A 10,336-nucleotide genomic window follows, 5' to 3' on the forward strand; every position below is an offset into this window, starting at 1 on the left:
GTGTCTACCCCATCGATGCCGTGCTCCTCAATGGCCTCGGCCACGTCGAGCGGTCCTCCGATACGGAAGGGAATCGGCTGCCCGGCATCCGGGTGGTACGCCCCCGGACCGTCAACATACAACTCCAAGCCGGTGTCGTCGGGCCGGTACAGTCCGTCACGGAGCGGCATCTGGCTGGCCTCCCACAAGCCCTCGACCATTCCCATCGCCGATCCCACCGTGTAGACGAGTTAGTGCCGAAATCTGGCTGCGCACAAGGACACAGGGTGTCCAAGATCCGGTTGTGACGATCGACCTGAACACCCTTTGACCACACACTACGTGAAGATCGACGACGAGAGCGGCTGAACCCGCATCGGCAGACCACCCTTGCTCAGCGACTCCGAACTCGTCTGCCTGGCAGCGGCCCAGGCCGTGCTCGTCTTTCACTCCGAGGCCCCGATGGCTGCGTTTCGCCCACGTCCACCTGCACGGCATGTTCCCTCGATTACCGCAGCGACCGGGCTACAACAAGCGGCTGCGTGCGGCGCTCCCACTGGTCAAACGGGCCATCCGGCTCCTCGCCGCGGACACCGCCTTCTGGTTCGACAACGAATGGATCACCGACCCCACCCCCGTGGAGGGCGGCCGCTCACGGCCCACTGTCGAGTGCTCCAACCTGGCAGGCTGGGCCGCCTACGGCTACTGCCAGAGATATTGTCAAATCCTGTGGATAAGAGCGTTCGGCAGTAGCCGCTGTCAGCGGAACTTGGTCCAGGTGAAGGGGTCCTGCCAGCCTGGTCGATCATCCATCCAACCGGTGAAGGCCGCCAGGACCGCGTCCCGGGACTCTGTGGTGGTCTGGAAATGGTCGTGTGGGCTGCCGTTGCGGTATTCCAGGTCGAAAGTGTTGTCATGGTGTCGGTAGGCTTGGATGTAGACCTGCTCGGCGTTGAGCCGCTCGAGGATCAGGAAGTTATTGTTCGGTGCGGCCAACTCCGCTAATAGGGTGGACAGCGTGTGCTTCGATGGGTCGTCTTTGCAGACGCCGTTTTCGCTCATTGCGCGCCATGATGCCCCGGCAGCAGGTGCTGAGCCGTTCGGGCCCAGAAAGAATCCACATAGCGGGATCTCCAACGCCCTCTCCTCGTCAGGATGGGCGCTGCCTTCCAGGGTGTACCCGATGAATGCCCGCAACGCCTCTTCACCCAGCGCCAGCGGATGGAACGGCAGCGGGTAATCCTCGACGGGATGATGTCCGTCCCAGTAAGGTTGCTCGAACGGTAGCGGCTTTCCGATGTCCTCCCGCACGCCGTCATCAGGGGACAGACTCAGCGACCTGATCAGTGTGTGGTCCTCCCACACCGCGAAGGCCAAAGAGTCAGTCATGCTGAACATCGAGTGTGCAAAGACCCGTCGCCCCGGTTTCGGGTCGAGCAGATAAAGCGGGAGGGTCGAGGGTCTATGAGTGGACACCTCGGCGCTGTAGACGATCCGCACACCGGGAAAACAACCGATATAGACCAGACCCTCGGCTGGAAACGCGAGCTCACCAAGCAATCCATCCTCGACTGCTTCGATCGACCGGCCCGGGAACAACTGTGTAACCGCTTCATCGGCCGCGTCCCGGTCGAGTGCGGGCTCGGACCGCAGCACTGTGATCGGGTCCTGGTCGGAATGGACGAGCATCGCGGTCTTTGCCCCCATCGAGTCCTCCCGCGTTCGATGAAACCATTTCCATGAGCGTTTGCGCCCAGAATCAGGGCGGGGAGGGGTGTTGTCAAATCGTCCGGATGACGGTTTTCAGGCGACCTCTGTTGTGGTGCGGGTGGGTCGGTAGCTGTTGGCTCGGGTGTTATGGAGGTCGGTCGTTGCAGCAGTTTGCCCTTGTGGAACCGTGCGCCGTTGCGGACGAGGGCGACCAGGTGCGGGCGTTAACCGCACGCCAGCGGGCTTGGGCGGCCTCGATCAGCTTGAAGCCCATGGCGATTCCGGCCGAGCGGGAGCCTGGCCTCTTGGTGACCTTGGTTCGTAGTCGCACGGTGGCGAAGGTTGACTCGATCGTTATCTGCAGTGCCTCGAAGGGTGTCTTCGATGTGGAGCACGTGCTGTTGAACTGCTCAGTTCTGCGTGCTGGATGTGGTTATCTACCGCGGTCTAGGAGGCAGATCTCAGGGAGGCGGAGTGCTTGTTACGCGGGTGGTTTCGCCGGTCTCGTCGCGTGAGTCATGGACCGTTCTCGGTGATGACGACCGACCGTTGGGGCCGGTAGAGCGGTATCTGGCGTATTTGACCGATATCGAGCGGTCCCCGAACACGGTCAAGGCGTATGCCCACGATCTGAAGGACTGGTTCGAGTTCCTAACCTTCCGTGGCCTGGATTGGCGGGAAGTGCGTTTGGAAGACCTCGGTGGGTTCGTCGGCTGGCTGCGACTGCCACCTGCAGCGCGAGATGGCGGGGTCATGATGTTGCCCTCAGTCGCGCACCATTGCACGGAATCGACTGTGAACCGCAAGCTATCAGTTACGTGGAATCTGACTGCAGCGGAGACTATCTCGCTGCGGTATGACCACGAACTGAGGAGATGTGTTGGGCACGGTAGTGCTGATGGAGAAGTGGCCGGTGCTGGGCCGGCACGAACGGGCCGCCGTCTGGCTGCGGGTGTGGGCTGATCTCGGTCGTGCGCCACGGACGATGGACGCCTACTCGCGCGGACTGGCCGAATATCTCGAGATGTGCGATCGGGTGCAGGTCGACCCGGTGGAGGCCGATCGAGCCCATATCGCGCGGTATGTCCGGGAGATGGCGGAGCGGCCGAGTCGTCGGGGCGCGAACGTGATCTCGATCGACTCGGGGGGCGGGTTGGCGAATGCCACTCTGCAGCAGCGGATGGTTCCCGTAAGGCTGTTCTACGATTTCTTGGTTGAGGAGGGTGTGCGAAAGTCGAATCCTGTTGGGCGGGGCCGTTATACGTCACGCGGCCGGGGCAGTGGGCATCAGCGTGGTCTGATCCCTCGGTTGACCAAGCTGCCGTGGATTCCGACCGAGTCGCAGTGGTTGGAGCTGCTGGCCGTGGCGGCCGGGGAGCCTGTCCGTAATCGGGTGATGCTGGCTTTGGCCTATGACGCGGCGTTGCGGCGGGAGGAGTTGTGCTCGCTGCGCACTGACGATCTCGATCCTGCGCGCAGGATGCTTCGGATTCGCGCGGAGACGACGAAGAACCGGCTGGAGCGGGTGGTGCCCTATTCCGCGCCGACGGGTGCGCTGCTGTCGGGCTACCTGGCTCACCGGGCGACGATCAGCCGGGCCCGGGGACCGCTGTTCTTGTCGGAGTCGCGCCGCAACCGGGGAGCGCCGCTGACTCTGTGGACATGGTCGAAGGTGGTGCGGCGGCTGGCGTTGGCGGCCGAGCTGCCGCAGTTCTCCACGCACACCACTCGCCACCTGTGCTTGACCGATCTGGCGCGCATGGGCTGGGAGTTGCACGCGATCGCCACGTTCGCCGGCCATCGCTCGATCGACTCCACACTCGCCTACATCCACCTGTCCGGCCGCGATCTGGCCGAAAAGCTCAGTCGGGGAATGGAACAGATTCACGGCTGGCGGGTCCGAACCTTGGCTCAGCTCGCGGACGAGTCGGAGGCGGCCAAGCGGTGAGGGCATCATCTTTGGCGGTCGTGACGATGACGCCCGCAGCTCCACGCTGGCGCTGGCCGGTCCGTGCTGACCAATACGACCGCACCGCGGCACTGTCAGACGCCGAGCAAGCAGCGCTCGCAGCCCTCGGCTGGGAGGTCCGCAGTTGGCCCGACCGATGGCGGGACCCCGAGCACCCGCAGTGGTCGAGGGTCCATCGGTTGGTGCATCCATTGGCCCGAGCAGCTGAACACCTTGCAGTGGTGGATGATTGGCACCATCGCCGGTCGGCCCGAGACGCCGTCGCGGTGATTCTGCAGGGCTGCGCCACGCATAGGCTGAGTTTCTGGGCCTGGGACGCGGCCGACTGGGCGGCCATCTTGGGAACGAGCGGAAATGCCTTCCTGACCAGCTATCCGCGGTGGGCACGCACGTCGGCGAGGTCCTATGCGATCGCCCTGGCCTACCTGTTCGGGTTCACCGAGTTGAACCTTCTGGGCAGCGTCGGTCGCGGGGCGGTCGCTCGGAAGGTGTTCGGCGAGGCCATCATCGACCAGGCCGTGGAACAGGTCACCTCGGTATTGCACGGCTGGGGCCAGCGATCCCCGCAGGTCGCCGTCCGCACTGCGAGCCTGGTTTGTCACGCGCTGCTGCTTAACCGGAGTCCGTTACTCGCCGACCTGTCCGAGGATGCGCTCGATGGGTTGCGGGCCAATATGTCGATTCCGTACTCGCTGCGCGCGAACATCCATAGTCTCCATCGGGCGCTGGCGGCCCTGGGGTTTGTGGGGGCGCCGCGGCCGCCGGCCCGGCTGCCGCTCGCGCCGGTGGAGGGCGTGGATCCCGTCTGGGCCGAATGGGTGCAGCGCTGGCACGACACCTCGCCGCTGCCGGTCTCGAGCAGGAAGGGGCGGCGCAATCAAATGTTGCGGATGGGACGGTGGCTGGCCGCCGAACATCCCGACATCCAGGAGCCGAGCCAGTGGACCCGAGAACTGTGTGCTGCCTGGGTCGCCGCCGTCGACCGTTTCCGGATCGGGGACTTCACCCAGAATGACGAATCGTTCCGCGACCGCATCGGTGAGCCGCTGATGCCGCGCACGAAAAGCGGCCTGCTCGCCGGGGCCCGCCAGCTGTTCCGGGACTGCCAGGAATGGGGCTGGATCCTCCGGTGCTTCGACCCCGCTCGCGCGCTGGCCACCCCGCGCAGCATCAGCGCCCTCATCGGCCCCGATCCGCGAGTGATCGCCGACGACGTCTGGGCCAAGCTGCTCTGGGCGGGACTCAATCTGGAGCACAACGACGTCTACACCGACCCTGTCGGCCGCAAGCACCCTATCGAACTGCTGCGAGCGTTGGCGCTGACCTGGCTGTTCGCCGGACTACGCAGCGACGAGATCGTGCGCTTGCGGGTCGGGTGCATTCGCTGGCAGCGCGAGGACGTGGCTCTTCCCTGCGACACCGACGAGATGCTCGACAAGGATGCGGTCTGCCTGCTGGACGTTCCGGTGCACAAGACCGGGACTGCCTTCACCAAGCCGGTCGATCCGATCGTCGGCCAAGCCATCGCTGTCTGGGAGGCCGTCCGACCCACACAACCCGCTGTCCTGGATCGCAAGACCAGCGAGCGGGTGCACTTGCTGTTCTCCTACTGGGCGCAGGGAATCGGCAGGCAGTACTTGAACATTCGCATCATCCCCGCGCTCTGCGCCAAAGCGGGCGTGCCGACCGCCGACGTCCGCGGCAACATCACCAGCCACCGGGCCAGGTCGACCATCGCCAGCCAGCTCTACAACGCCAAAGAACCGATGACACTGTTCGAGCTGCAAGCATGGCTCGGTCACCGAAGTCCCTCGGCGACACAGCATTACGCCAAAATTGCCCCAACCACCCTGGCGAAGGCCTACAGCGACGCCGGGTACTTCGCCCGCAACGTCCGCACAATCGAAGTGCTCATCGACCGCGACGCCGTCACCTCCGGACAGGCTGCCGCTGGCGAACCCTGGCAGTTCTACGACCTCGGCCACGGCTACTGTACCTACAGCTTCTTCGAACAGTGCCCTCACCGGATGCCCTGCGCCCGTTGCGATTTCTACACACCGAAAGACTCCAGCAAGGCACAACTTCTGGAGGCCAAGGAGAATCTGCAGCGCATGCTGGCCAATGTCCCACTCACCGAGGACGAACAGGCAGCGGTCGACGACGGCCAGGCCGCTCTCGATCGTCTGCTGGAACGTCTGATCGACGTCCCCACCCCCGACGGCGCAACACCCCGTCAGATCGCCGCGCCAGCGACCGCCAGCCTCCTACCGATCGTCGCGGTCAACCAGCGCAAATAGGGCACGGACTTGACATTTCAGATTCCACATAATTTCGGCGTTGAGCGCCTTCTATCTCCACGCCGTGCGCCAGGGCGTTGATGTTGGTGACCTGCTGGTGTCCTGGCAGCCGGCGGGTCGTGGCAGGGGCGGCTGGAAGCCGTTTCTGCATCACATCAGCAAGGGCGACCCGGTCAAAGCGCGAACCATCAAGCTGAAGGCGCCGAAGAAGCTGCCGCGAGTTCTCGATGTCGTTGAAGCGCAAGCGATCCTGGATTCCTGCGGACGTTTGCGGGACCGCTTCCTATTCGCGGTGCTGCATGAGACCGGTGTCAGGATCGGTGAAGCCTTGGGGCTTCGGCACGAAGACATCGCCGCTGCCGAGCGCGAGTTGACGGTATGTCCGCGGGACAACGACAACGGGGCACGCACGAAATCATCGACCTCGCGCAGTGTTCCGATCAGCGCCGAGCTGGTCCGGTTATATGCCGATTACCTGCATGAGGAATACGGTGATCTCGATAGCGACTATGTGTTCGTCAACCTTTGGGGGCGCCCGCATGGGCGCCCGATGACCTACTCGAACGTCTATGACCTGGTCGGGCGTCTGCGCCGCCGCACTGGTATTGATTTCGATCCGCATTGGTGGCGTCACAACGCCGCGACCCGTTTACTGCGTGATGGTGTCCCGATCGAGGTGGTGTCGCGCATCCTTGGCCACGTCGACATCACCACCACCGAAACGGTTTACGGGCACCTCACCGTCGAAGACGCTCGCCGAGTGTTGGAGCGGGCGGGCTGGTTCAACGATCAGGAGGTGCGCTGGTGAACACGCCTGTCACGAAGCCCGCACCCGCCGCCGCCCCGGGGATGCTGGCCAAACTGATGGCAGCGGTGAGACCCGAATACCGCAGCACTACACTACGGTTCGCCGCCGAGGATCCTGTGTTCGGTGGAGGTCGATGCCGCGTCGAACAGTGCGAGCGAACCGCACGCTCGCGCGGGATGTGTCCCGGTCATCATCAACGCTGGGCCGATGCCGGTCGACCCGATCTCGAGGATTTCGCTGCATCGACCGACCACCGTTGGGCGCGGCAGCGTCCGAACATGCGCTGCCGGGTGACTGGCTGCGGTTACGGCTGCGCGCGCGGCGGGATGTGTCAGCTGCACGCCCAGCGATGGTCCCGGGCGGGTCGCCCCGACCTGCAACAGTGGTTGGCCGAACCGCTGCCGTTCAAGCGGCCCGCACCGGGAGTGACCTGCGCGATCATGTGTTGTGACCTCTGGCCGAAGGCGCAAGGCCCATTCTGTCATTCCCATGCCGCCACCTGGAAGGTCAACGGACGACCCGATATTGGCGAGTTCGTTCGACGCTTTGACGACATCCAGATTCCGAGCGGGGAGACTATCCGGCTCGATGAGCTCGCGACCGGGATGCGCCTGGAGATGCAATACGTCTTGCAACACCGTCACGACCAGCGCGAAGGCGCCATCACCCCGGACACGGTGATGAGGGTGGTGCGCCTGCTGGCCAACTCGACGGCGTCGTCGCTGCTGGCCTTCGACGAATCCGCCTGGCGCGCTCTGGCCGGCGAACACTGGCCACGTGACACACGATCTATCGGTTTCCTGAACTACGCTCGCCGCGTCGTCGAGGATCTCGCCGATCCGACCGGGTGGGAAACCGAGTATCCACGCGATGCCTGGCGCATGCACCGGCTGGGTTTCGATGGTCGAAGAGTGTTGCGGTTCAACGGTATTGCTCAGCCATGGCTGAAAGCATTGGCCAAGCGATGGGTTCGCTGGCGGCTCTCGACCGGGCTCGGGCTCGAAGCCGGCGGCGGACGCTCAGTCCTGGCGATCACCCGATTCTCCCGATTTCTGGACCGTGTCGGCGTCACCGAGATCGCCGAGGTGACTCGGCCGGTTCTGGAGCGATATCTAGCTGACCTGCGCGGCGAACCCGGCGGCCCGCATCGCCAGGGCACCCACATCGGTCTGCTCAACGGGTTGTTCGCCGCCATCCGCCAACATCGTTGGGACACACGACTTCCCGCCGAAGCGTCCTTCTTCACCGAGGACTATCCCAAACGCGACGAACGAGCACCCCGAGCTTTGCCCGACAACGTGATGGCCCAGCTCGAACAGCCCGACAACCTCGACTGCTGGGACAACCCCACTTACCGGCTGATCACGCTCACCCTCATGCGCTGCGGACTGCGGATCACCGACACGACGCGCCTGCGCGGCGACTGCGTCGTCACCGACGCCGACGGCGCACCCTATCTGCGCTACTTCAACCACAAAATGAAACGCGACGCCCTGGTCCCTATCGACGAGGAACTCCGCGAGCTGATCAACAGGCAGCGACAGCGCGTTCTCCAACGATGGCAGGCCAGCACCCCGTGGTTGTTTCCGCGCCCAACCAAGAACATCACCGGTGAGCACCCGATCGGCAGTTCCACCTACCGGCTGGCGCTCTATCGCTGGCTCGAGCACTGCGACATCCGCGACGAACACCACGCCCGAGTGCGCCTGACCCCGCATCAATGGCGTCACACTCTGGGCACCCGGCTCATCAACCGTGACGTCCCCCAAGAGGTCGTCCGCAAGATCCTCGACCACGACTCGCCGCAGATGACCGCGCACTACACCCGCCTGCACGACACGACCGTCCGCCGGCACTGGGAAGCGGCCCGAAAGGTCGACATCAACGGCGACACCGTCAGACTCGACCCGGAAGGGCCGCTGGCAGAGGCGGCCTGGGCCAAACAGCGGATCGGCCGCGTCACCCAAGCCCTGCCGAACGGGTTCTGCGGTCTGCCGGTCCAGAAAGCTGCCCGCATGCCAACGCGTGTCTGACCTGCCCCATGTTCATCACAACACCGGAATTCCTTCCCCAGCACCGCAATCAACGCCAGCAGGTTCTGCAGATCATCGGCGTCGCCGAGGCCCGCGGCCAGCAGCGCCTCGCCGAGATGAACCGGGGCGTGCTGACCAACCTCAACCAGATCATCGACGCCCTCGACGACGAAACCCGAAGCAACCCGAAGGCGGTCCACGATGCGAGCTGACAACACCGCACACCTGATCACCGCCGCCCAACGCCGTCACGAGCTGACCCGCGCCAAGGCCATCCAAGCTCTTCACGAGCTCGATCAAGCAGGAACAGCGATCACCTTCGAAGCCCTCGCCCAGCACGCCGATGTCTCCCGCTCCGGGCTTTACAGCCAGCCCGACATCAAAGACGAAATCCAGAGGATCCGCGCCAGCCAAGGCCCAAACATCAAGGCTGCCATACCATCTCGCCAGCGAGGCAGTGATCAATCGCTGCGTCAGCGGCTCGACATCGCCAACACCCGCATCCGCCAACTCACCGAGGAGAACCAGAAACTTCGCCGCCAGCTCGAACAGACCCTCGGACAACTCCGCGCCGAGCGATCAACGAAACCAGCTGCACAGCATCGCAATCCGGTAACAATCGGACCGTGCTGAACAGTCGACGCAGCGGCTACCCCGCTGCGTCGACAACACCATCCACAACACATCCGCGCTGGCCACAGCACCGCACCGACCTCGGACTAGAGATAACAATTGGATTGGTGGTGCGTAGGTGGATCCAGTGCTCGGCCGGGTATTTGTAGAACTCGAGCAGTACCTCGAGATCGTCGAGAATCTTCGCGACGGCTTTCGGATACTTCGCGCCGTAGTCGATGTCGAAGGCTTTCACCGCGATTTGCGCTTTGTCGATATCTTCTGCCATGTAGATGTCCTTCATAGCCGCGATCGCGCCAGGGTGTGCTGATTTCGGCAGTGCGGCAAGGACGTTGGCCTGCTGGTGGAACCAGCAACGATGCTCACGCGGTGCGGGAACACATCCCGCAACGCTTTCCAGAACCCCAGCGCCCCATCACCGACTGCGAGCACAGGTGCGGTCAGGCTGCGGCGGCGGCAAGCACGCAGCAGATCCGCCCAGGACTCGGTGGATTCACGGTAGCCGTCGGTGAGCGCAACCAACTCTTTGCGGCCGTCGGCACGCACCCCGATCATGACCAGCAGGCACAGTTTCTCCTGTTCGAGCCGCACCTTCGTGTGGATGCCGTCAACCCACAGGTACACGTAGTCGGTGCCCGAAACGTCCCGGGCGGCGAAGGCATGGGCCTCGTCTTGCCATTGCCCAGCACTACGACGTGCACATCAAGACCTCAAGCAATCAGAAAGCATCCAAAGCTGCCAGGCCGCGACCACGCCGCACAGGTAAAAGCCAAGGCTAGTGGTGCACCGGCGTCGAATCATGGCTGATGTGGCGGTGCGTGTGCTGCGGGGGTGAAGGCGACGAGTCGTTGCCGGGCGTCGCCGGGTAGCTCGAGGTTTTCGTAATTCACCGTGACGACACCCATTT

Annotated in this window: 7 protein-coding genes and 4 pseudogenes; 7 read left to right on the forward strand and 4 right to left on the reverse strand. The window is 63.9% G+C overall.

Translation table 11 applies throughout. The features are described from left to right. From ACIBG0_RS41860 to ACIBG0_RS41870, 3 genes and pseudogenes are all read right to left on the reverse strand, one after another. Positions 1–206 (reverse strand): hypothetical protein (locus ACIBG0_RS41860; protein ID WP_397041167.1); only part of this gene is annotated, 206 nt, incomplete at its 3' end. A gap of 532 nt (positions 207–738) precedes the next feature. Then, a complete protein-coding gene (locus ACIBG0_RS41865) occupies positions 739–1,686 on the reverse strand; it encodes a DUF6928 family protein (protein ID WP_397041169.1) in 948 nt (315 codons plus the stop codon). 143 nt (positions 1,687–1,829) lie between these two features. Next, positions 1,830–2,041, reverse strand: a pseudogene (locus tag ACIBG0_RS41870) (IS256 family transposase); the annotation flags it as partial. Between the two features lie 122 nt (positions 2,042–2,163). On the opposite strand from ACIBG0_RS41870, the pseudogene ACIBG0_RS41875 reads away from it, so the two are divergent. From ACIBG0_RS41875 to ACIBG0_RS41905, 7 genes and pseudogenes are all read left to right on the forward strand, one after another. Then, positions 2,164–2,502: pseudogene (locus tag ACIBG0_RS41875) on the forward strand (site-specific integrase); the annotation flags it as partial. Positions 2,503–2,569: 67 nt separating this feature from the next. Further along, the gene (locus tag ACIBG0_RS41880) at positions 2,570–3,637 is read left to right on the forward strand and encodes a tyrosine-type recombinase/integrase (protein ID WP_397041171.1); all 1,068 of its coding nucleotides are present in this window, start codon (positions 2,570–2,572) and stop codon (positions 3,635–3,637) included. Between the two features lie 242 nt (positions 3,638–3,879). After that, the gene (locus tag ACIBG0_RS41885; protein WP_397041174.1) at positions 3,880–5,955 is read left to right on the forward strand and encodes a tyrosine-type recombinase/integrase; all 2,076 of its coding nucleotides are present in this window, start codon (positions 3,880–3,882) and stop codon (positions 5,953–5,955) included. Positions 5,956–5,986: 31 nt separating this feature from the next. Next, positions 5,987–6,763: pseudogene (locus tag ACIBG0_RS41890) on the forward strand (tyrosine-type recombinase/integrase); the annotation flags it as partial. 278 nt (positions 6,764–7,041) lie between these two features. Continuing rightward, positions 7,042–8,796: a tyrosine-type recombinase/integrase gene (locus ACIBG0_RS41895; RefSeq protein WP_397041177.1), complete on the forward strand. Its 1,755-nt coding sequence runs from the start codon at positions 7,042–7,044 to the stop codon at positions 8,794–8,796. Positions 8,797–8,804: 8 nt separating this feature from the next. After that, positions 8,805–9,008 (forward strand): hypothetical protein, encoded by a 204-nt coding sequence (locus tag ACIBG0_RS41900; protein ID WP_397041179.1) that lies wholly within the window; start codon positions 8,805–8,807, stop codon positions 9,006–9,008. Beyond that, positions 8,998–9,429: a DUF6262 family protein gene (locus ACIBG0_RS41905; protein ID WP_397041182.1), complete on the forward strand. Its 432-nt coding sequence runs from the start codon at positions 8,998–9,000 to the stop codon at positions 9,427–9,429. Before ACIBG0_RS41900 ends, ACIBG0_RS41905 begins: the two co-directional genes overlap by 11 nt. 97 nt (positions 9,430–9,526) lie before the next feature. Here ACIBG0_RS41905 and ACIBG0_RS41910 read toward each other — a convergent pair. After that, positions 9,527–10,122 (reverse strand): annotated as a pseudogene (locus tag ACIBG0_RS41910) (IS256 family transposase); the annotation flags it as partial. Between the last annotated feature and the right edge of the window lie 214 nt (positions 10,123–10,336).

The organism is Nocardia sp. NPDC050630 (genome assembly GCF_044457245.1).
Classification (GTDB): domain Bacteria; phylum Actinomycetota; class Actinomycetes; order Mycobacteriales; family Mycobacteriaceae; genus Nocardia.